Consider the following 23,662-nt stretch of genomic DNA (forward strand, 5'->3'; position numbering starts at 1 on the left):
ATTGTATAAAAAATTTAGATTTACGATGAAATTATGGGATAAAGAAGTATTTTCCGCTTCCGAAAAGTAGATTATTTTATGATTAAAGAAGAGGAAAAAAGACTCAAAGAAAACTATAGCGGCGAAAAAGATTGGTTGCAATGGGGTCCATATTTAAGTGAGCGTCAATGGGGTACCGTTAGGGAAGATTATAGTATGCATGGAGATGCATGGAATTATTTTCCGCATGACCATTCTAGATTAAGGGTGTATAGATGGGGAGAGGACGGGATTGCTGGTATTTCAGATCGCTATTGTAATCTATGCTTTGGAGTGGCACTATGGAATGGGAAAGATAATATATTAAAAGAACGTTTATTTGGACTAACAGGACCAGAAGGAAACCATGGGGAGGATGTAAAGGAACTATATTACTATTTGGATAATACCCCCACACATTCCTACATGAAGCATCTATATAAATATCCTCAGAAAGCTTTTCCTTACAAAGATTTGGTAGCCACGAATCAAATGAGAGGAAAGAAAGAATTGGAATATGAATTACTGGATACAGGAATTTTTGATAAAAACGAATATTTTGATGTATTCACCGAATACTCAAAGGCAGACCCTGATGATATCCTAATCAAAATAACAATTGCTAATAGGAGCGTTAAAAAAGCGCCTATATCTGTACTACCTACCTTATGGATTAGGAATTATTGGAGTTTCTACCCAATGCCACAAAAACCTCTGATTAAAGCTAACGAACAGGGTAAAACATATGGTTCTGTAGATATTACACATCCTTATATTGGAGATTACTATTTTTATTTTGAAAAACCGGATAGGCTCTTATTCACAGAAAATGAGACTAATGATGCCAAAATTTATAATAAGCCGAACGACCACCCTTTTAAAAAAGACCTCTTCCACGATGCTGTGGTCAGTAATAATTTTAAAATACCGGAAAGCAAAAAAGAGGGTACAAAATTTTCCCCTTATTATAAACTAGACATTAAAGGCAAAAGTGAAGTTACCATACGATTGCGACTGTCCAAAAAGAAAATAGAGTCCAATCCCTTCGATGCATCATTTGAAACCAATTTTGAAGAGAAGATCACTCAAGCAGATGAGTTCTATGGAGAACTAAAAAAAACGGATGATAAAGACCTAGGAAATATTCAACGACAAGCCTTTGCTGGCATGCTCTGGACCAAACAATACTATAATTATGATGTAGAACAATGGTTAAGTGGCGATAAGTTAACTGGGGAGCCACCAAAATCAAGATGGAGCGGGCGCAACAGTACATGGAAAACTATGAGGACGCATGATATTCTTTCCATGCCAGATGCCTGGGAATATCCATGGTTCGCTGCTTGGGATCTCGCCTTCCATTGTGTGCCATTAGCACATTTAGATGCTGAATTTGCAAAAGGCCAGTTAATGCTTCTAAACAAAGAATGGTATATGGCACCAAATGGGCAAATACCTGCATACGAATGGAATTTTAGTGATGTCAATCCCCCCGTGCAAGCTTGGGCCGCCTTTCAGGTTTATCAGATAGACAAAAAGAAAACAGGAAAAGGGGATATAGATTTTCTGAAACGCATATTCAATAAACTAGCCCTAAACTTTACATGGTGGGTCAATCAACAGGATAAAAATGAACATAACGTTTTTCAAGGGGGGTTTTTAGGTCTTGATAATATTGGGGTCTTTGATAGAAGTCACGGCATTCCTGGTGGGGGATATTTGGAGCAGGTAGATGGTACCGCATGGATGGCATTGTATTGCCTGAACATGTTAGAAATCTCTTTGGAGATATCTCTGGAGGATAAATCCTTTGAGGATATGGCCACGAAGTATTTGGGCCATTTTGTTTTTATCGCTGAGGCTTTGAACAACTTAAACAATGATACGGTTGGTAACTGGGATGAGAATGAAGGATTCTTTTACGACCGACTAGTAAAGCCTACAGGGGAACATGTCCCCGTTAAAATTAGATCTATCGTAGGACTGCTATCTCTTGCAGCAGTGTTAGTGATCCCTGAAGATACTTTGGACAAACTTCCTACTTTTAAGAGAAGTTTAGAGTGGTTCAGAAATTATCGCATGTACAAGTCTAAATATCGTGTTATCCAAAGTAGTACCAAAAATGGTGTACTACTGTCATTAGTATCTCAGGACCGATTAAAAGTACTAATGAAGGCTCTCTTGGATGAAAAAGAATTCTTAAGCGATTATGGCATACGTGCATTGTCCAAAATACATGAACAAAATACCTATACCCTAACCATAGACGGTGTACCATACTCCATAGACTACGAACCAGCAGAATCCACAGTTTCTCTTTTTGGTGGTAATAGCAATTGGAGAGGTCCTATATGGTTTCCCATTAATTATATGTTCATTGAATCCTTGCTGGAATATCATACTTTTTATGGAGGAGATATGCAGATGGAATACCCAACAGGAAGTAATAAGAATAAAAATTTGAAGGAGTTAGCAGAAGAATTGGGCAAAAGATTGGTGTCTATCTTTCAAAAAGATAAAAACGGTAATCGTCCGGTAAATGCCCTACACAAATCGTATTATCAACATCCTAAATTTGAAGATCTTGTTTTGTTCTACGAATATTTTCATGGAGACAATGGCCGTGGGGTAGGGGCTTGCCACCAAACAGGTTGGACAGGTCTTGTAGCAAATTTAATCTATGAGTTTTGTGATAATACCGAATGTAATAAATAAGAGTACTTAAGCTTAGAAATAAAAGGTATCTGCCGTTTAACGATAATGATTACGTCCAAGGAGAACTTCTTGGACTTTTTTGTTAGTCTTCTCTTGCAATAAAATACACTATTTTTGAGTAAAACTAAACCTATGAAGATTTTAAAGTGGGGTTATATACTCATCCTATTTCTTTCCTTTTCCTGTAAAACTGAGGCACCAAAAGAAACCAAAGTTGATTTTTATGAAAGCCAATTATTCAAGGATGTACAACTAAATAGCATTTTCAAGGATTCAAAAACTTTTGTGGACTTGGTCCCTGACCGTTCTTACCAAGAATTGATTACACTTTATGGGCAAGAAAAAAATAGACCAGATTTTGAGTTAAACACTTTTGTAAATTCTCATTTCTCTGATCAATTTACTAGTAATACACGTTTTGAAACGGATACTACTAAAAATATGTACCAACATATAAGCAATATTTGGGGAATGCTCACAAGAAGCCCTGATAAGGCTATGATACATTCTTCAAGAATACCACTTCCCAAGGAATATGTGGTTCCAGGAGGGCGATTCCGAGAAATTTATTATTGGGACAGTTATTTTACCATTGAGGGTCTCCTTATCGATAAAAAAGATGCTTTGGCCACAAACATGGTGGATAATTTCAGCCACCTTATTGATACTTTAGGCTTTATTCCAAATGGAACTAGAAATTATTACCTCTCTAGGTCACAGCCTCCGTTTTATACCTTAATGGTCACTTCTTTGACGAAAGGGGAGGATCAGAAATTTTTGGAGTATCTCCCGTATATTGAAAAAGAATATAATTTTTGGATGGATGGCGAGTCCGATTTGGAAGTAGGAGAATTTATAAAGCATGTAGTAAAAACAACCAATGGAACAGTATTGAATAGATATTGGGACAATAGGGATACTCCTAGACAAGAATCGTATAAGGAAGATGTTCATTTGGCAGCTCAATTTACTACGGAAATCGAAAAAAAGAATTTATATGTAAATTTAAGAGCAGGGGCAGAATCTGGTTGGGACTTTAGTACAAGGTGGTACGGTACACCTGGTGATTTTGGCACCATTACTACAACCACTATTGCTCCCATAGATTTAAACTGTCTATTATATTTCATGGAAACCCAATTGGCACGAGGTTACCAGTTAAAGGGAGGATCGGAAACGGAACAAACCTATAAAAGGAAGGCAGAACAGAGAAGCAAAGCCATACAGGAATTATTTTGGAGCAAAGAAACCTCTTTTTTTATGGATTTGAATATGCCTCAGGCAATGGTTAGAAATCAAATGACATTGGCTGGTACTTTTCCACTGTTTTTCAACCTCGCAACTCAAGAGCAGGCGCTAGAAGTAAAAGAACATTTAATGAAAGATTTCTTGAAGGATGGTGGGCTATTGACCACTTTAGAAAATAGTGGTCAACAATGGGACGCCCCTAATGGATGGGCACCATTGCAATGGATCGCTGTAAACGGGTTATTGAATTACGGTTTTGATAAAGAAGCAAAGGAAATTATGGTCCGATGGTTGAGACTGAATGAAAAAGTATATGCCAATACCGGCAAGATGATGGAAAAATACAATGTAGAAGATGTTTCCCTTTTATCTGGAGGTGGCGAGTACGATCTGCAGGATGGTTTTGGATGGACCAATGGAGTTGCATTAGGATTTAGGCAACTATTAAATGAAATGGAATAAGGCAGTCCAATTTCCAATTTAAAACAAAAAAAAGGCCATCAGTAACGATGGCCTTTTAATGTGTTATATGTTCAATGCTAACCTACTCTTTAGAGGCCATTAAGGAAAAGAACTTATCTATGTTTGGTAAGATCACGATACGTGTTCTTCTATTTTTAGCCCTATCGTCTTTGGTATCATTAGAGACCAATGGCTGATAGCTACTTCTTCCCGAAGCAATTAACTTTTCAGGAGCTACATTGTAATCGTTTTGCAGTTTTCTTACTACTGAGGTTGCACGCATAACACTTAAATCCCAGTTATCGGCCAATTTAGGTGTGTTGATGGTTCTGGCATCGGTATGTCCTTCTACCATTACCTCAATGCTAGGTTCAGAATTGATGATGTTAGCCAATTTTTGCAAAATATCATTTGCTTTGTTACTTATATTATAACTAGCTGTATTAAACAATAATTTGTCCGAAATTGAGATCATAACCAAAGTTTCATCAATATCGATGGCGATATCCTCATCCTCATTTAAGGAACTGGTATCTAACGATTTTTGAAGGTTGTAGGACAAGGCCAAATTCATGGAATCTTTAAGGGTCTTGGCTTCACTTAATTTTCCCGGTGCAACATTTTTCAATGTCTTACGTATTTGTTTTTTAACATCATTGGAAATTACTGCTACTCCATCAACAGTTACGAATTTAGCATCATTTTCCTCTGCCAATTCATTGATCTTGGAGTTGTAATCTGCTACCCTTGTTTCAATTTTAGCAAATTTAGCTTCAAGTTCTTCCTTTTCTACAGCAGTTTTGGTCAACTGACTTTTTGTTTGTCCATATTCCTGCTCCAATTGAACATATTTCTTTTTAGAAACACAAGAAGCAAGTAGTACTACCGTTAATAAACTAATTGAAATTTTTTTCATGATAAATATTTAATGTTCTAATATTAGATACGGGCGTAATGAAGAATTAGACTATTTAATGTTTATTTTTACACGCTCAAATAGAGGATGTAACGGGTTGTATAGTGGATTTTGAAAACCAAATATTAAAGGACAAATAACGTATAACAAAGTATTTAACAACTAAATATTGAAGACTTATTAATGAATAAAAAGGACCCATATGCAGCCTTGCGTTTTAAGGAATTTAATATTTTTTTATTGGTGCGTTTTGCGATGGTTTTTGCGTGGTCCATGCAATTTGTGGTCATAGAATGGGAAGTATACAGTATTACGAAAAATCCATTATCCTTGGGAATTATTGGATTGATGGAAGTGATTCCTGCAGTGGGTATGGCTTTATTTGCGGGACATATAGTAGATCAGTCCGAAAAAAGGAATCTACTGATAAAGTGTCTCCTTGGATTTTCTGTGATAAGTTTTGGGCTGTTTTTATTGACCTGGCCAAGAATAGTGGGAGATTGGTCCACCAACCTTATCCTATATTCCATTTATTTTTTGGTATTCTTAGGCGGATTTGTAAGAGCGTTTATGGGGCCTACCGTTTTCTCTCTCTTTTCCTTAGTGGTTCCTAAAAAAATATACCCGAATGCCGCTACTTGGAGTAGTTCGGTTTGGCAAATGGCCTCAGTTTTAGGGCCTGCTTTAGCTGGTTTTTCTATAACTTGGATTGGGGTTCATTGGTCTATGTGTCTTATAGTGGTCTTTTCTGCCCTTGCGTTACTCTTTCTGTATCAAATACCTCAAAAACCAATTTTGAATCCGAAAATAGGAGAATCGGTTATGACCAGTTTAAAGGAAGGGGTTACTTATGTTTTGAAGACCAAGGCTATTTTTGGAGCTATTACGTTAGATATGATTGCGGTACTCTTTGGAGGGGCTATAGCGCTATTGCCTATTTATGCACAGGACATATTAAAAGTAGGGTCAGAGGGATTTGGCGTTCTCCGTGCGGCGCCTGCGGTGGGTGCTTTTATAATTATGTTCGCTTCGGCCTATTTCCCGTTACATAAAAGGGCAGGAATGAAATTATTGGTTGCTATCTTTGGATTTGGTATATCTATCATCATTTTTGGACTGTCTCAAACTTTTTGGGTATCCGTCCTAGCCCTTTTCTTTAGTGGTGTTACTGACGGGATTTCCATGATTATCAGACAAACCATTCTGCAATTAAAAACACCGGACCATATGCGAGGGCGTGTATCATCTGTAAATTCAATGTTCGTTGGCTCTTCAAATGAGTTGGGAGCTTTTGAGAGCGGCCTAACCGCCAAATTAATGGGAACGGTTACCGCTGTTGTCTTTGGAGGCACCATGACCTTGTTGACAGTTCTCGGATTTGGATTTTTTTCACCTACCTTCCGAAAATTAGACCTGAAGGATGATTTGGACAAAAATGAATTGGAAGAGTAGGCTTTGTTCATGGAATAAAATTATACGAAAAAATTAAGATTTTTTTAACGAAATCCTCGAGATATCCGAACCAATTGTCCAAAGAGTTTTATAATATCAAAATGTAGTGTTATCTTTGTACTCATTTCTATGTACAATAAGAAAAATTAGCTGCATTTCTTCGATTAAAACCACTGAACTGGGTATTCGGTATATCAATCTCAAAAATTGTTATTTTCCATGCCTTCTTTTAGTATTTTCTCATGAAAAGTTGTATATTAAAGTTAAAATTAAATCATTAACAGTATAAATTAATAGTAAAAGCGAATGGCGAGAGCACAGGAAACCTTTAATAAAAAAGAAAAAGAGAAAAAGCGTTTGAAAAAACGTGAGGAAAAAATGAAGAAGAAAGAAGTACGTAAGGCAAACTCAAAAGGAGGAGACTTTGAGAATATGATTGCTTACGTGGATGAAAATGGACATCTTACAGATACCCCACCAGATCCATCTAAAAAGGTCAAAGTTGATGCGGAAAGTATCGTAATTGGAATTCCAAGGAAAGAGGATTACGAAGAAGAAGAAGTTGCGGACAAAACTGGTAAGGTATCTTACTTTGATACTTCCAAAGGTTTTGGATTCATCATAGACAGTGTCTCCCAAGAAAAATATTTTGTCCATATCAGTGGACTCATAGACGAAGTTTTAGAGAACGATAAAGTTACTTTTGAATTAGAAAAGGGACTTAAAGGGATGAATGCCGTTCGCGTCAAAAAAATCTAGTATTAAACAACATTTTTATATTTTTTAGCACAGTACTTCTATACCTTTTAAGTATTGTGCTAAAACTTACCATTTAGATCGCCTCTAACATCAAATAGATATATTATCGATTTTTCGTTATGCGTTAAATTTCCTATAAATAACTTTATAGGGCATTGAAGTGCATTTGTTTATTTATACTTTCATACAACAAACGGAAATCCAAAAAAACCATGCCAATACACTCCAAACCAAGGTTACTCATCTTTGATGTAAATGAAACCCTATTGGATTTAAAACCTATGAAAGTGGCTATTAATAATGCTTTGGGTAATGAACTTGCTTTTGATAGTTGGTTCTCTTCTCTCTTACACTACTCTTTGGTGGAATCTATAAGCGGAAAGTATCAAGATTTTGGAAAAATTGGAGCAGCAACTCTTAAAATGACAGCAGAAAAATTTGACAAACAAATTTCTGAAAGTAAAATAAAAGATATTCTCAGTTTGATAAAAAAATTACCACCTCATCCCGATGTACTGCAAGGTCTTAATCTTCTTAAAAATAGCGGAATAAAAATGGTAGCCTTGACTAATGGCAACATGGAGGTTGTAAAAGCCCAATTAAAATATGCAGAGATAGACCATTTTTTTGATGAACTATTTAGTGTAGAAAGTGTAAAACAGTTTAAACCACATCCCACGACCTATGCTCACGTTTTAAAGGAAATGAAAGCTTCACCAATTTACACTATGATGGTAGCTGCACACGGATGGGACATTCTTGGAGCGCAAAGAGCTGGATTGATGACGGGATTTGTATCCAGGCCAGGTAAATTTCCATATCCCTTAGCAGAAGAAGCAGATATTATAGGAAGTAACATCCTATCAATAGCTCAGACTTTGGTTTAGTGCAAAGGAGCACTATACAATAATGCTGAATCTGTTACATGAACTCTTTATTTAATACGTAACTCTCCAAAAGTATTCTCGTTGTGCACTTCATATTGGAGGTTCAATCGCCTTTTCTAAAAACTTTAAGATAATTTAGGACTTAACATTTGACATAGAGCCTATAAAGGCCGTACTTTTACATGCTCTAAAGCATATACATGTCCACAGTAAAAACCTCCGAAACAGAAGATAGAAAATCAGGCAAAGATCTATATAGCTACCAGAAGGGAGCCATAGATAAAATTTTTAAATGTTTTGAGGAAGCACCAGATGATTATCATTTGCTGTACCAACTACCCACCGGTGGAGGTAAAACAGTGATTTTCTCGGAAATGGTACGTCAGTATCTTAAACACCACAACAAAAAAGTGGCAGTTTTGACACATAGGGTGGAGCTTTGCAAGCAAACCTCCAATATGTTAACCGAGTTTGGGGTTAAAAATAAAGTAGTGGACAGTAAGGCCAATTTAGACGATCAGGATGATTATAGCTGTTTTGTGGCCATGGTGGAGACGTTAAACAATAGGTTGAATGATGATAAATTGGACATATCTGATGTTGGTTTAGTCATTATTGATGAGGCACACTATAATTCTTTTACCAAGTTGTTTAAATTTTTTGAAAATTCCTTTATTTTAGGGGTGACCGCTACGCCTTTAAGTTCCAATACAAAGCTTCCAATGAAAGACAACTACAACGACTTGATTGTAGGGGAAACCATAGAGGCACTTATAGAAAATGAATTTTTGGCAAGGGCAGAAACCTATTCTTATAATGTAGGACTAACCTCCTTGGAAATTGGCTCCAATGGGGATTATACCGTTAAATCATCTGATGATTTGTATACCGGAACGGATATGCTGGGGAAGTTGATGCAAGCCTATGAAGAACGTTCTAAAGGAAAGAAAACATTGATTTTCAATAATGGTATCAATACTTCTTTGTTCGTATATGATACCTTTAGAAGAGCAGGGTATCCTATTATGCATTTAGACAATACTGCCACCAAAAAAGAAAGAAAGCAAATTCTAAAATGGTTCAAGGAAACCCCCGATGCCATATTAACATCGGTGAGTATTTTGACCACTGGATTCGATGAGCCTACCGTAGATACCATCATTCTAAACAGAGCTACAAAATCGTTAGCTCTTTATTATCAGATGATTGGTCGTGGATCCCGTATTTTGAGAAACAAATCTACCTTTACTGTTATTGACCTGGGAAACAATTTCCACCGCTTTGGCCCTTGGGGAGCCGATTTGGACTGGCAAAAAATATTCCACTCGCCTAATTATTACTTGGACAACCTTCTGAACGATGAAGATCTCGAAAGTAATTTCAGGTATGAAATGCCAGAGGAGTTGCGTGCTGAATTCGCTAAATCAAAAGATGTTTATTTTGATATTAAGCAAACCTATATCGACTCTATTAATAAAGGGGAATCTTCAAAGGTAGTTTTGGAACGGTCCATTGAGCATCACGCCAAAATTTGTGTTGAAAACAGTGAGGATGTTTACGATTCTTATTCTTTGGCAAAAATGTTGGGAGATGATATCGACTATAGAATTCAACGTTATACCAAATGTATCAGCCGTAGTACTTTTAATTTTGTAGATTGGTTAAATGATGACTATCGCAAAAAATTAAGAGCCTACCTAAGAGATAATTTTGATGCGGTTTTTGAAGAAATTCACGGCAGACCACCAGAAGAGTAGCTCTTTTTTAAAGTCCACCTTTTTTTAGTAACTGATTATGGTCTGAAATTCCAGGCCAAAAATCTACTTTGTTTATTACCCTGTCCCATGAGTACCGTAGTGTGCTGTGCGTTTAGCTTTTGCAATAGTTTGTAGATCTTTGAAAGGTGTTCTTTATTAGAAACAAGGGTGGTGAACCATCCTACTTGATCCTTAAATCCCACACTGTCCTTGATCATTCTTTTGATGAATAAGGATTCACCCCCATTGCACCATAATTCATTGGCTTGGCCACCAAAATTGAGTGAAAGTTTTTTAGTGCCAGATAGGTTATTCAATTTTCGCAATGTTCCTTTTTCTGCTTCTTCCTTGGAGGAATGAAAGGGCGGATTGCACATGGTGAAATTATAATATTCTCCTTCTTTTATGATTCCTTTAAAAATATGGGCATTATTGTTCTGTTGACGTATCTCTATTTTTTGTGCCAAAGCAGATGTTAAGGAAACATTGATTAGGGCCGCTTCAACTGCTGCTATATCAATATCTGCACCTACCATTGTCCAATCATAGATCTGGGCGCCTAGAATGGGATAGATACAATTAGCCCCAACCCCAATATCTAGGCCCACTATATTTCCCTTACAATTATCTACATCCAATAAATCTGATATATAATGGATATAATCTGCCCTACCTGGAATTGGTGGACAAAGATAATTAGCAGGAATTTTCCAATTATCTACCCTGTAATGCAGTACTAAAAGTGCATTATTTAAGGCTATTACTGCTTCATTTACAGAAAAGTCGATAGTTAAATTAGCATATTTATTTTTATGCACATAGGGTAATAGGGCTGGAGAAGCCTTTACTAAGGCCTCAAAATCGTATGGCGAATTATGGATGTTCTTTGGATGCAAAACAAAAAATATTTTGTGAGGTATAAAGATAGGTCCATTTTAACCTTTTATGGTAAAATTGGGGTATCATAATCTATATTCTCAGATCTATTCTGTAATTTTAAGGGATGGAAGGCTTGGATCAAAAATTAGAGCAAAATAACGTAAGGACTACAGCAATGCGCTTATTGGTGCTGCGATTTCTATCCGAAAAAAACTTGGCCATCAGTCTTAGTGATCTAGAAGGTAAATTTGATAAATCTGATCGGACTACACTATACCGCACCCTAATTACTTTTGTTGAAAATGGCATAGCTCATAAAATTGATGACGGCACAGGTGTTGCAAAATATGCACGTTGTGCTGACGGCTGCAATTGTGAGATTGGCAATGATCTTCATGTACACTTTCATTGCAACCAATGCAATGAAACCTTTTGTTTGCCGAAACATAAAATACCCACCTTAGATCTACCTAATAACTTTATTTCTGAAGAAATCAACCTGGTTGTAAAGGGAATTTGTCCTGACTGTACTTAATAAATGCAATTCCGTTGCACTTGGTTTCGGGTTATTTTTGTAAAAAAAATACTCCATGAGTAAGTCCTGTGAACAATGTGTAGATAGCTCGGAACATGCTACAGAACAAAACCAATCCATAAATATCCTGAATAATACCTATGGAATTCCGGTTGTATCTCTGGTACTTTTAATTCTAGGACTGGCCTTCAGTTTTTTTGAGCTGTCTTTTTTTTCTCCAATAATAGCCTTTATATGGTTAGGTATAACATATATCATTATAGGAGCCCCCGTATTATTAAAGTCTGCCAAATTAATTGCTAAAGGCAAAATCTACAATGAATTTGTCTTGATGTCCGTCGCAACTATTGGAGCCTTTATAATAGGTTCCTATGCTGAAGGGGTGGCGGTTATGTTGTTTTATGTTGTGGGAGAGTTGTTCCAAGATCTAGCGGTTAAAAATGCAAAAAAATCTATTGAGTCCCTTCTTAAAATACAGGAAGAAGAAGCAACGGTACTTGAAAATGATACTACAATTACCATGCATCCAAAAAAGGTAAAAATAGGGCAGGTCATTTTGGTGAAACCAGGGCAGAACGTTCCCCTGGATGGAGAATTAGTATCACTAGAGGCCAATTTCAATACTGCTGCTCTTACTGGGGAGTCTACCCCTGAATACAAACAAAAAGCAGAAGTGGTTTATGCTGGTTCCGTCAGCCTCGAAAAACCTGTTAAAATAAAGGTTAACAGGGATTTTGAGGATACCAAATTGTCAAAGATTTTCAAAATGGTTCAGGATGCGGCCGGCAGAAAAGCAAAAACCCAACTGTTGATTAATAGATTAGCGAAAGTTTATACCCCTATCGTTTTCTGGATGGCCATTGCTGTTGTAGTGTTACCATTTTTCTTTTTGGGTTCAGATTATGTTTTTCAAACATGGTTTCAAAGGGCGCTTATCTTTTTGGTAATTTCTTGTCCATGCGCCTTGGTCATCTCTATCCCCTTGGGGTATTTTGGAGGAATCGGTGCGGGATCAAGAAATGGAATACTTTTTAAGGGTTCTAATTTTTTGGACTTAATGACCAAAGTAGATACTGTTGTTATGGACAAAACTGGGACATTAACCAAAGGAATTTTTGAAGTTCAAGAAGTGCATGCCGATGGTGTAGAGAAGGAATTATTACTGGAACTGATTGCCCTCTTGGAGGCAAACTCCACCCATCCCATAGCCAAGGCCATTGTATCCTATACCAACATCAAAAACTCAACTTTAAAAACAACAAACGTAGAAGAAATTTCTGGTCATGGCCTAGTTGGAAAAGTAGGGGAATACAACGTTCTTGCCGGAAATAGCAAGTTACTAGATAAGTACAATATTGCCTATAATTCTGATTTACATTCCAAGGGACAAACCTTAATTCTAATCGCTATAAACCATATTTATGCAGGTTACATCGCAGTTGCAGATGCGCTAAAGGATGATGCCTTGGAAGCTGTAAAGCGCCTTAGCAGTTTAAAAATTAAGGAAACAATAATCCTCTCTGGAGACAAGCAAGAGGTAGTAGATACAATTGCCAAAGAATTGGGGATTCAAAAAGCTATTGGAGGCTTATTACCGGAAGAAAAGATATTAGAAGTAGATAAATTAAAAAAAGAGGGAAGAATAGTGGCCTTTGTTGGTGATGGTATCAATGACGCTCCGGTTATTACCCTTGCAGATGTAGGCATAGCCATGGGAGGTTTAGGAAGCGATGCAGCAGTGGAAACAGCTGATATTGTCATACAGACCGATCAACCTTCTAAGGTAGCCACAGCGATAGCTATAGGTGTAGCTGCCAAAAAAATTATTTGGCAAAACATTTCCTTGGCTTTGGGGGTTAAGATCTTAGTTTTGATTTTGGGTACTGTAGGATTGGCAACTATGTGGGCAGCTGTTATTGCTGATGTTGGTGTGGCCTTATTGGCCATATTAAATTCTGTGCGGATTCAGCGAATGAATTTCTAAAATATAGTGATTAAGTATTTTTTTTACGATAAGTTAATGTAAGTCCTTCTCACTATTATCTTATTTAATTGTAATATTGCAATGTATAAATATAAAGAAGTGGGACTTACCAAAACAGAAATATTCACGGACGAACAGAACAAAATTGCACTACTGGCAAAGGCAATAGGACATCCTGCTAGAGTCGCTATTCTACAACACCTTTTTAAATCGGATACTTGTATTTGTGGAGATCTTGTTAGTGAAATCGGATTGGCTCAGCCTACTATTTCCCAACATTTAAAGGAATTAAAAAACCTTGGCCTTATTAAGGGTAGTGTAGAAGGTACTAGCGTTTGCTATTGTATAGATCAAACGGTTTGGAAGGAAATGTCTTTTCTTCTTACCAACTTCCTCACCCAAGAATCCAAGGCAAATACAAGCTGCTGTTAATCAATTTTTCAATTTTTAATATTGTATTTCAATACATGAATAAAGAAAGTATTTTCCCGAAACTACAGGAAACCATCCAATCCTTAGAGTTGAAATCAATTCCAAAGGAGCGATTGGATGTTCTGCAACCTATAATCCAATACATTCAAATTAAAGTAAAAAACAAGGAGCCAATCTATTTAAATTTTATTTGCACCCATAACTCTAGACGTAGTCATTTGTCTCAGGTATGGGCTCAAACTGCTGCATTTTATTATGGCATAGATCGGGTCTTTTGCTATTCTGGAGGCACCGAGGCTATCGCCTTGTTTCCTATGGTTGCGGCCACACTAAAGGATCATGGATTTGAAGTTTTTTCCCTATCTAAAGAACCAAATCCAGTTTTTAATATCAAATATGGACCAAATGAACATCCAATCATTGGGTTTTCGAAGACCTACGACTCAGAATTTAACCCAAAGTCAGACTTTGCTGCTATCATGACCTGTTCCCAGGCAGATGCCGGTTGCCCTTTTATATCAGGAGCGGATCAGCGTATCCCAATTACCTATGAGGATCCAAAAGCTTTTGATGGCACATCCCAACAAGTTCAAAAATACAGCGAACGAAGCTTACAGATCGCAACTGAATTAACCTATGTTTTTGCCCAAATAAACTCTTAATCATGACCCAAACCAAAAAAAAACTGAGCTTCCTAGATAGTTATCTCACCTTATGGATATTTCTGGCAATGGGGGTAGGGGTGTCATTTGGCTTCTTTTTCCCTTCAATCCCTAACTTAATCGACTCATTTGGTAGTGGCTCCACCAATCTCCCTATTGCCATTGGACTCATTGTAATGATGTACCCTCCATTGGCAAAGGTTAATTATTCCCTATTGCCAAAAGTATTTAAAGATGTAAAAATACTTTCCATATCCCTTATTTTAAACTGGATCATAGGACCAATATTAATGTTTATCCTTGCCATTACTTTTCTCCAAGATTATCCAGAATATATGGTAGGGTTAATCTTAATTGGTCTGGCCCGTTGTATTGCTATGGTATTGGTTTGGAACGATCTTGCCGAGGGTAGCAGCGAATATGGAGCTGGACTAGTGGCACTGAATAGTATATTTCAAGTATTTGCATATAGTTTTTATGCCTGGCTGTTCATTACCATTTTACCTCCTTATTTTGGCTTTGAGGGAGCAGTTGTAGACATCTATATTAGTGATATTGCGGAAAGTGTGGCCATATACCTGGGAATTCCATTTCTGGCAGGTATAATGAGTAGATTAATACTGGTTCGTTTAAAAGGGGAGGAGTGGTATACCAACACCTTCATTCCTTTTATATCACCAATGACTTTGATTGCCCTATTATTTACCATAGTAGTCATGTTCTCCTTGAAAGGACAATTGATTGTAAAGATCCCAATGGATGTGATTGTTATAGCCATTCCCTTACTTTTTTATTTTACCATAATGTTTATTATTGGATTTTTCTTTAGCAAGGCCATGGGTGCGACTTATGATAAGAATGCTGCTATTTCATTTACGGCCGCAGGTAATAATTTTGAATTGGCCATAGCCGTGGCCATTGGAGTCTTTGGAATTAATTCTGGTCAGGCTTTTGCTGGGGTAATTGGTCCTTTGGTTGAAGTTCCTGCATTAATTTTATTGGTTAGGGTTGCATTTTGGTTGAGAAAAAAATATTACAAACCCTTGAAAGTGGTGTAAACATTTATTAATTCTACCCATCTTTTATCATGGAATTAATCACTAATTTTATTTTGAACTAAAATTAAAATAATGACAACCTTTATCAGTTCTATATCCAAGAGTGAATTTCAGGAAAGTGAAAAAGTCCATGCCAAAACCATACGAAAATCTATATTTGATCTCATTCACAAGGATCATGAAAAATTTACTCTTAACAGTCTTATCTCAATTTCAGAATTAAACCTTTATAGAGAAAAATATTTAGCGCAATACCTTCTCAAAGAAGTTGGTGAATTGTCTGAATTGGAGGAAGATGTGCTTAAAACCATTCAAAACCACGAAACTGTAACAACCAAAATGGACGTTGAAGCTGAAGGTGTAACCTTTACCTTCGGACAGCGATTGGCTGATAAAATAGCCTCCTTCGGTGGAAGCTGGAGATTCATTATCATTTTTGGGGTTTTTATTTTAACATGGATAGTAATCAATATCCTGTTTTTAGCAGAAAAAGGTTTTGATCCCTATCCCTTTATCCTTTTGAATCTTATCCTATCATGTTTAGCAGCTCTGCAGGCACCTGTAATTATGATGAGTCAGAATAGACAGGAGGAAAAGGATCGTGATCGTTCCAAACAGGATTATATGGTGAACCTGAAGGCCGAACTAGAGATTAGAATGTTGCATGAAAAGTTGGATCACCTTATCATTCACCAACAGCAGGAATTATTAAATATTCAGCAGGTACAGGTAGAAATGATGGGAGACATCATGAAACAATTGGAAATTAAAAAGTAGTCCTTTTTCAGAATATTAAGAATTGTTGATTTATTGGGCAACTATAAATCTCTTGAAAATATTTTGTTGATGTTAAATTCTAGTAACCTTCAATTCTTTTTATCTTTGAGCCCTTATAAGAAAATATTGCATGAACTCAGCAAAGGAATTACTTCATATATTAGAACTAACAGAAATTGGTCCAAATCAATTTGAAGGGGAGAGCAAAACTATTGGCAGCCCTAATGTTTTTGGTGGACAGGTATTAGCTCAGGCCCTAAATGCAGCTTACAGAACTATTGCCAACAATCGCATTTTGCATTCCCTGCATTCTTACTTTTTGGAAGCTGGGAATTTGGAGTTGCCCATTAGGTATGAGGTTAGTATCATTAGGGATGGGGGCAGTTTTTCTACAAGAAGGGTGACCGCATTACAAAAGGATAAAATAATTTTTATCCTTTCAGCCTCATTCCATAAGATAGAAGCGGGATACGAGCATCAAATACCCATGAAAACCGACATAAAACCACCAGAAAAATTATTAAGTTGGGAAGACCTCTTGGAACAATACGGAAACTTAATGCCTAAAAATAGACGAGAATTTTTGGAGATTGAACGTCCCATAGATTTCAAACCTAATGTTATAGCTAATCCAATGGATAGAAAGGACCTTCCTCCTTATAACGATATATGGTTTAAATTAAAAGGGAGTGCTAATGGATTGGAATTACCTATAAAACAGCAAATACTTACTTATATCTCTGATTATAATATTCTTCTAACTGCTGTTTTACCTAATGCAAGTAAGGCACATTACGGCAATTTGCAAATGGCCAGTTTGGACCATTCCATGTGGTTCTTTAGGGAATTCGATTTTGACGATTGGATTCTTTTTTCTATGGACTCTCCGAGTTCTGGTAATGCAAGGGGATTTTCTAGAGGGAATATATATTCAAGGGATGGAAAACTTATTGCTTCGGTCGCCCAAGAGGGGCTTTTAAGACCATTAAAAAAGCAATAGGCCCTGTACTTTTAACGTTTATGTTGCTCATAGTTACTTTGCTCAAATTTAAAGACATTTGGTATAATTACGTGTCCTTATTAATCCTCTTTTTAGGGGTACGCATTTTTCTATAAATAGAAACATCCAAAAGCACAAACCAACCAATAAAGCTTACAAATGTAATTTTTTGAATTGCAGGAAGTATCATTATGAGGGTACCTGATTCGTAGATATAAAAATTCAAAAGAAAAATAATCAAACAAAAAACTCCCAAAGCAAAAAGCTCTTGATATCCAGCTTTAAAAAGCTCCATTACAGTAATGACCATAGCTAATAAGCCAATAAATCCGGAAATATAGATTACAAGATCGTGAGCGGCAGTAGATAAAAATAAGGTGGTACCCAAAGCTGAAATTCCTGCGACTCTAACGATTAATATAGGGACACCTTTTTTTTTAAAAAGCTTTGGTATGTAATACCATAACACCGTTAAACAACTACATAATAGAAATAGCGCAAAACGCGCCAATGACTTTGAAGGATTTGGTGCTCCACTCCTTGTGTTACTATCAAGTAAATCGCATAAATAATTATTTTGGAAGCTAAAACCTTCTTCGGATGGGAAAAATTGAGAACCTCCTGGATAGATCATAGCCGCCTTGAAATAAAACACCAAAAACAACAGCATTCCTATCAGTGGAATTAGTATTTCTATGGGTATATTATATTTGGAATTTCCATTCATTTTTGGCGTTTTAAGTACTCAAAGTGGTTCAAAATTAAAAGTTAAGACTCTGTGGACTCAAATGAAATGACATTTATCAACTAAATATTCCGTTACCCAATTGTTATTTTGAGGTTTATCTATTTTCCTTTTCGAGAATGGTTAATGCCAAACGTATTTTAGAATATTCCAGTTCCTCTTTAAAATATTCAAAATAAGGCTTTAGGCCTTCAGGGGAATTCAATTCCTTTTTCGCTTTTTTTACCAAACTGACTTCCGCTTTGGTAACAAATTGACACATATCTATATCCTTACCTTCACTGTAAAGTTTGGACAAATGAGAAAATACTGTAGGTGCTTTTATATCACGTGCTTCTGCAATAGCTTCTATGGACATTCCCTGCTTATACATTTCATAGGTTAGCTTAACAGTGTCGGACGACTTGCGTTTCTTTTTTTTCTCCGTCATAAAAGTCTTGACTTCAGCAATAAACTCATACCCGTAAACGTCCATCTTACGTTCGCCCACACCACTAATCCGCAAAAATTCAGTTTCGCTCATAGGCCTTTCGGCCTCTATTTCCTTTAAGGTAGCATCACTAAATATTAAATAGGCAGGTATATTTTCCTCCAAGGAGATTTTTAAGCGAAGTAATCGTAATCTTTCAAATAATGTATTTGTTTTTTTAGACTTTTTGGTTTTTTCTTGTTTTTCTTCTAGTTTTTCGCTCCTATCTACAGGTTTAGTCATTTGCACTTCCTGTCCATTAAAAAGTACTTCCTTGGAAAAATGAGTAAGTTGCAGGGCGTTGTGTTTATGAAACGCTATCTCGCAATACCCTTGATCTATCAATTGAATGATATAATGCTGCCAGTCTTTCCATGAAATATCATTTCCAATACCATAAGAAGGAAGTTGGTAATACTGCTTTTCTAGGGTAGTTGCATTTTTTGCTCCCCTGAGCACATCAATAATCACCCCCATAGATTCCCCTTGTCTTAATCTTGTAATCACAGATAAGGCCTTTTGAGCAATAACTGTCCCATTGAAAAATTGTGGTGGGTTTTTACAAACGTCACAATTCCCGCAGTTCGTAGCCAAAAGTTCTCCAAAATAACTGAGAAGTATTTTTCGTCTACAACTTGTGGCTTCAGAAAATTGCTTCATCCGTTCTAATTTGGCAATCTGTAATTGCTCATTTGAAGCGCCATCAATAAAACGTCGCAATTGTAATACATCTGCATAGCTGTGAAACAATAGTGCTTTTGCCTTGGTACCATCCCTTCCTGCGCGGCCAATCTCTTGATAGTATCCCTCTAAGTTTTTAGGCATGTTGTAATGAATTACCCAACGCACATTAGACTTATCTATTCCCATTCCAAAAGCCACTGTAGCGCAGACCACTTGGGTTTTATCAAATATAAAATCTTCTTGCACTTTAGTGCGCTCCTGAAAATTTAACCCAGCATGATACGCTTGGGCGTCTATCCCCTTACTTTGTAATCTTTCCTTTAACTGCTCTGTAGATTTACGGCTCAAACAATAAATAATGCCTGATTGATTTGGTCGTTGCGCTATAAAATCTATAATCTGGTTCACCCTATCGTTAGCAGGGCGTACTTCTAGTCTAATATTTTTACGGTCAAAAGAGGTGATAAATTGTTTGGCATTTGGTATTTGTAACTGCTCCATTATATCTTGCCTCGTTGCCTTATCTGCCGTTGCTGTAAGGGCGATAATAGGAGTATTAGTTAATGCCTTTTTTAAAAAGGACAATTGTTGATATGAGGGACGGAAATCATGCCCCCAAGAAGAGATACAGTGTGCCTCGTCTATGGCTACACAGCTGATATACTTTTCATTTAAGATATTTTCCAAGGCACCTAGACTTTCAGGTGCAACATAAAGTAATTTAAGCTTAGCTGTAGCTACTTTTTCCAGTATATGCTGCTGCTCATCTGCTGTCTGACTACTATTAAAATAGTCGGCCTCTATACCATTAGCCCGCAACCCATCTACCTGATCTTTCATTAGGGCAATAAGGGGTGAAATCACCAATGTAATACCCTTGAACATCAACGCCGGCAGTTGAAAACATATAGATTTCCCTCCACCTGTAGGCATAATCACCAAACAATCTTTTTGGTCCAAAACAGCATTGATAATTTCTTCCTGCTGGTTTCGAAAACTATCAAATCCGAAGTGTTTTTTTAAAGTGGGAATTAGGTTGTTAGAATGGGTCAAAGGTTTATTTTAATATTTGTTCTGCAAAATAAAACTAATTCCAATCCTTAGAAAAATAGAATGTGATAGAATACCATACCTTTGCATAAATTTTTACCCATGAGTACCTTCGAAAATTTCAACATATCCAAGCAACTTCATTACGCGATTGAAGATTTAGGGTTTGATGTTCCAACCCCTATTCAAGAAGGGGCATTTTCTGTTATTCTGTCGGGAAAAGATATGGTAGGTATTGCCCAAACAGGAACTGGGAAGACATTTGCCTATACGTTACCCCTATTACAAGACCTGAAATTTTCCAAACAGACCAATCCTAGAATCTTAGTGATGGTCCCAACACGAGAATTGGTGGTACAGGTAGTGGAACAAATTAAAAGCTTTGCAAAATATCTCACCGTAAGGGTTGTCGGTGTCTATGGAGGCGTTAACATGAACACCCAGGTTCAATCTGTTGCCCAAGGCGCGGATATAGTAGTGGCTACTCCCGGACGATTGTACGATTTAGTCCTAAGTAGGGCCCTACAGTTGAAAGAGGTTAAAAAATTGGTTATAGATGAAGTAGATGTAATGCTAGATCTTGGATTTAGGTTTCAATTAATAAATATTTTTGAACTGTTACCTGAAAAAAGACAAAATATAATGTTTTCCGCAACCATGACGGATGATGTGGAGGCTTTAATAAATGACTTTTTTGTTATCCCTACCAAAATATCCATAGCGGTAAGTGGAACTCCTTTGGATAATATTTCGCAACAGGTATACGCTGTTCCAAATTTTTATACTAAAATAAACTTATTGAATCATCTTTTAAGAGAAAAACAAGAATTTCATAAGGTACTTATCTTTGTATCTAACAAAAGAAGTGCCGACAAAGTATTTGAGTGTCTGGAAGAACGGTATGCAGAAGAATCCGCTGTGATTCATTCCAACAAAACTCAAAACTATCGCTTGCGATCTATTAATCAGTTTGACGCGGGCAAAAATAGAATATTGGTAGCTACCGATATAATGGCTCGTGGCTTGGACCTGGACAAAATTTCTCATGTTATCAATTTTGATACCCCCAATTATCCAGAAAACTATATGCACCGTATCGGAAGAACGGGTAGGGCAGAGGAGCTGGGAAAATCAATTCTTTTTTATACGGAAAATGAGGCTCCTTATAAAGAAGCCATCGAGGAACTTATGGACTACAGTATTCCTATTATGGACATGCCAGAAAAGGTTGCTATATCGGAGGAATTGACTCCGGAAGAACGACCAAAAATTATAGAAGCTAACAATCCAGATGAGCGATCAGAGGATGCAGGTTCTGGCTTCCATGAAAAAAGTGAAAAGAATAAGAAAACCAATCAAGGGGGGTCTTATAAAAGAATTATAGCCGAAAAATACAAGAAACCTAAAACTAGGGGTGATAAGAACTACAACAAACGCAATAAGCGTAAATAATATCGTCTTCTTTTAGTACAAATCCCAAATTTTCATTTTGTTGATTAGCAAACGGGATTTTAGAAAAAAGTGCAATTAGTCGTTTTGTTACTTTAAGCAACACTAATCAAGGATGATCATCGTTAACTACTTATAAATCAAGTTAATTATGAAATCAAATATGTTAAAAAGCGGAGTATTTCTGCTTATAGGTATAACCTTATGTCTTGGGTATTCTTTAGTAAAGATGACAATACACCTTCAGACCAAGAATTATCTCAAACGGAATTAAAAACAGTCTTAGAAGCCGATGACCTATCTGGAATAACAGATGATATCGTTGCTGCTGCGTACATAAACAATTCAGGGTCAGGTAAGCCAGAAAAAGGAGCTAACGATTGTTACGTGGCTGTTTATTATACTAATGGCTTTACTATGACCTTTAACAATTGTAACATTCGTAAGTACCAGAACGTAAGCGGAAACTTGACTATTATTTATACAGGCCAAGGTGAAAATGCCTATTTTACAGTTACTTATGATGATTTTTTGATAGGGGACATTACCTTTAATGGCACAAGAAGTTTTACAATGGGAATGGGTACCGATCAAAATTCCATAGCCTACAATGTGAGGAGTGATTTAATAATTACGAAAGCCACTGACCTTGTTTTAGAGGTAATAGGTACCAAAAGTGTGTTAACCACCTTTTGGGCCACATTGGAAGAAATAACGTTTAATATCACTGGGAAATGGACCGTCAATGAAGGTAATACTAGCTATCGCCTAGAGGTTAAGAACGCATTAGTCGGAAACCTTGGGTGTGAATTCTTAACAGAAGGTGTTTTGGAAATCAACAAAAATGGATTGGTGGTATCCATTGATTGGGGTAATGGTGCTGTGATGATGCAGCTACGTTTATCTACCCTAATGATATGAGAGTTACTTTTTCACTTCGTGATTAATTAGAAAAAATGAATGTCCCATAAGATCCCTTGTTGTCACGAACAGGGGACTATGTTATTTGCCAATGTCAAAAATGATTTGGCCTATATTTACAGGTATTAAATAATTGTCCCATTTCTAATCTTACTTTATAGTGCAGATAACCAATAGTAACGAAGCCGACATACCAGAAATCTTTAAGCTATATAGGCTTGCTACTTCATTCCAAGAAACGAAAAACTGTACCCCATGGCCCGAATTCTCGTTAGAATTGGTTTCCAAAGAAATTGCAGAAATGAGACAATGGAAATTAATCATTGGTGAACATATAGCCTGTGTATGGGCTGTTACTTTTAAAGATCCTGAGATTTGGGGAGAAAAAGATAATGATAAGGCTATGTATATCCATAGAATAGCCATTAATCCCGATTTTAGGGGTCAGCAATTGGTGGAACATATTGTCATTTGGGCGAAGGCCTATGCCAAAAAGAATACACTGGATTATATACGGATGGATACTGTAGGAGAGAACTTTGGATTGATCTCACATTATAAAAAATGTGGATTTCAGTTTTTAGGTCTTTCCAAATTAGAGAACACGAAATTTCTTCCAGCACACTATCAGAATGCAGTGGTTAGTTTATTTCAAATCGCGTTATAATATATCATGCATTGGTTTACCCACGGTATGTTTTATAGAGTATAAAAGAAAAAGTTAAAAGCCAAGAAGGAAGCCAAACCTCGAAAGATTTAGGCAGAAATAGGTAGTTCATCGAAAATATCCACAAAATCACGTA

Annotated in this window: 20 protein-coding genes; 16 read left to right on the top strand and 4 right to left on the bottom strand. The window is 36.6% G+C overall.

Annotated features, from left to right (window positions below):
- Window positions 1–78 precede the first annotated feature (78 nt).
- Together ABXZ36_RS08015 and treF are read left to right on the top strand one after the other, a co-directional pair.
- Complete coding sequence (locus ABXZ36_RS08015) at window positions 79–2,733, top strand: MGH1-like glycoside hydrolase domain-containing protein (protein WP_354614989.1); 2,655 nt, start codon at window positions 79–81, stop codon at window positions 2,731–2,733.
- A gap of 132 nt (window positions 2,734–2,865) precedes the next feature.
- Window positions 2,866–4,443 carry an alpha,alpha-trehalase TreF gene (treF, locus tag ABXZ36_RS08020; protein ID WP_354614990.1) on the top strand — a complete coding sequence of 526 codons (1,578 nt, stop codon included), beginning with the start codon at window positions 2,866–2,868 and terminating at the stop codon, window positions 4,441–4,443.
- Between the two features lie 82 nt (window positions 4,444–4,525).
- Here the strand turns inward: treF and ABXZ36_RS08025 are convergent, their stop codons facing one another.
- The gene (locus tag ABXZ36_RS08025; RefSeq protein ID WP_354614991.1) at window positions 4,526–5,359 is read right to left on the bottom strand and encodes an OmpA/MotB family protein; all 834 of its coding nucleotides are present in this window, start codon (window positions 5,357–5,359) and stop codon (window positions 4,526–4,528) included.
- Between the two features lie 183 nt (window positions 5,360–5,542).
- On the opposite strand from ABXZ36_RS08025, the gene ABXZ36_RS08030 reads away from it, so the two are divergent.
- The 4 genes from ABXZ36_RS08030 to ABXZ36_RS08045 all read left to right on the top strand — a co-directional run bounded on the left by ABXZ36_RS08030 (window position 5,543) and on the right by ABXZ36_RS08045 (window position 10,214).
- The gene (locus ABXZ36_RS08030) at window positions 5,543–6,811 is read left to right on the top strand and encodes an MFS transporter (protein WP_354614992.1); all 1,269 of its coding nucleotides are present in this window, start codon (window positions 5,543–5,545) and stop codon (window positions 6,809–6,811) included.
- Between the two features lie 306 nt (window positions 6,812–7,117).
- Window positions 7,118–7,570 (top strand): cold-shock protein, encoded by a 453-nt coding sequence (locus tag ABXZ36_RS08035; RefSeq protein WP_354614993.1) that lies wholly within the window; start codon window positions 7,118–7,120, stop codon window positions 7,568–7,570.
- A 212-nt stretch (window positions 7,571–7,782) separates the two neighbouring features.
- Entirely contained in the window at window positions 7,783–8,457 is a 675-nt protein-coding gene (locus ABXZ36_RS08040) for a haloacid dehalogenase type II (protein WP_354614994.1), read from the top strand.
- Window positions 8,458–8,657: 200 nt separating this feature from the next.
- Window positions 8,658–10,214 carry a DEAD/DEAH box helicase gene (locus tag ABXZ36_RS08045; RefSeq protein ID WP_354614995.1) on the top strand — a complete coding sequence of 519 codons (1,557 nt, stop codon included), beginning with the start codon at window positions 8,658–8,660 and terminating at the stop codon, window positions 10,212–10,214.
- A gap of 35 nt (window positions 10,215–10,249) precedes the next feature.
- On the opposite strand, the gene rlmF is transcribed toward ABXZ36_RS08045, so the two are convergent.
- Window positions 10,250–11,110, bottom strand: coding sequence for a 23S rRNA (adenine(1618)-N(6))-methyltransferase RlmF (gene rlmF / locus ABXZ36_RS08050; protein ID WP_354614996.1), 861 nt, complete (start codon window positions 11,108–11,110; stop codon window positions 10,250–10,252).
- 107 nt (window positions 11,111–11,217) lie between these two features.
- Here rlmF and ABXZ36_RS08055 point away from each other — a divergent pair, with 107 nt between their 5' ends.
- From ABXZ36_RS08055 to ABXZ36_RS08085, 7 genes are all read left to right on the top strand, one after another.
- The gene (locus ABXZ36_RS08055; protein WP_354614997.1) at window positions 11,218–11,628 is read left to right on the top strand and encodes a Fur family transcriptional regulator; all 411 of its coding nucleotides are present in this window, start codon (window positions 11,218–11,220) and stop codon (window positions 11,626–11,628) included.
- A gap of 55 nt (window positions 11,629–11,683) precedes the next feature.
- A complete protein-coding gene (locus ABXZ36_RS08060; RefSeq protein WP_354614998.1) occupies window positions 11,684–13,612 on the top strand; it encodes a heavy metal translocating P-type ATPase in 1,929 nt (642 codons plus the stop codon).
- A 99-nt stretch (window positions 13,613–13,711) separates the two neighbouring features.
- Window positions 13,712–14,044 (top strand): ArsR/SmtB family transcription factor, encoded by a 333-nt coding sequence (locus ABXZ36_RS08065; RefSeq protein WP_354615224.1) that lies wholly within the window; start codon window positions 13,712–13,714, stop codon window positions 14,042–14,044.
- Window positions 14,045–14,079: 35 nt separating this feature from the next.
- Entirely contained in the window at window positions 14,080–14,706 is a 627-nt protein-coding gene (locus ABXZ36_RS08070; protein ID WP_354614999.1) for an arsenate-mycothiol transferase ArsC, read from the top strand.
- A 2-nt stretch (window positions 14,707–14,708) separates the two neighbouring features.
- Entirely contained in the window at window positions 14,709–15,764 is a 1,056-nt protein-coding gene (gene arsB, locus ABXZ36_RS08075; RefSeq protein WP_354615000.1) for an ACR3 family arsenite efflux transporter, read from the top strand.
- Window positions 15,765–15,836: 72 nt separating this feature from the next.
- Window positions 15,837–16,541, top strand: a complete 705-nt coding sequence (locus tag ABXZ36_RS08080; protein WP_354615001.1) for a DUF1003 domain-containing protein — start codon at window positions 15,837–15,839, stop codon at window positions 16,539–16,541.
- 130 nt (window positions 16,542–16,671) lie between these two features.
- Entirely contained in the window at window positions 16,672–17,541 is an 870-nt protein-coding gene (locus ABXZ36_RS08085) for an acyl-CoA thioesterase (protein WP_354615002.1), read from the top strand.
- Window positions 17,542–17,608: 67 nt separating this feature from the next.
- On the opposite strand, the gene ABXZ36_RS08090 is transcribed toward ABXZ36_RS08085, so the two are convergent.
- Together ABXZ36_RS08090 and recQ are read right to left on the bottom strand one after the other, a co-directional pair.
- Window positions 17,609–18,268 carry a hypothetical protein gene (locus ABXZ36_RS08090; protein ID WP_354615003.1) on the bottom strand — a complete coding sequence of 220 codons (660 nt, stop codon included), beginning with the start codon at window positions 18,266–18,268 and terminating at the stop codon, window positions 17,609–17,611.
- A 115-nt stretch (window positions 18,269–18,383) separates the two neighbouring features.
- Window positions 18,384–20,492, bottom strand: a complete 2,109-nt coding sequence (gene recQ, locus ABXZ36_RS08095) for a DNA helicase RecQ (protein WP_354615004.1) — start codon at window positions 20,490–20,492, stop codon at window positions 18,384–18,386.
- 99 nt (window positions 20,493–20,591) lie between these two features.
- Here recQ and ABXZ36_RS08100 point away from each other — a divergent pair, with 99 nt between their 5' ends.
- The 3 genes from ABXZ36_RS08100 (at window position 20,592) to ABXZ36_RS08110 (ending at window position 23,526) form a co-directional block, all read left to right on the top strand.
- Window positions 20,592–21,941, top strand: coding sequence for a DEAD/DEAH box helicase (locus ABXZ36_RS08100; RefSeq protein WP_354615005.1), 1,350 nt, complete (start codon window positions 20,592–20,594; stop codon window positions 21,939–21,941).
- Between the two features lie 201 nt (window positions 21,942–22,142).
- A complete protein-coding gene (locus ABXZ36_RS08105; protein ID WP_354615006.1) occupies window positions 22,143–22,859 on the top strand; it encodes a hypothetical protein in 717 nt (238 codons plus the stop codon).
- 160 nt (window positions 22,860–23,019) lie between these two features.
- Window positions 23,020–23,526, top strand: a complete 507-nt coding sequence (locus tag ABXZ36_RS08110) for a GNAT family N-acetyltransferase (protein ID WP_354615007.1) — start codon at window positions 23,020–23,022, stop codon at window positions 23,524–23,526.
- The last annotated feature ends 136 nt before the right edge of the window (window positions 23,527–23,662 follow it).

The organism is Sediminicola arcticus (assembly GCF_040566695.1).
GTDB classification, from domain to species: domain Bacteria; phylum Bacteroidota; class Bacteroidia; order Flavobacteriales; family Flavobacteriaceae; genus Sediminicola; species Sediminicola arcticus.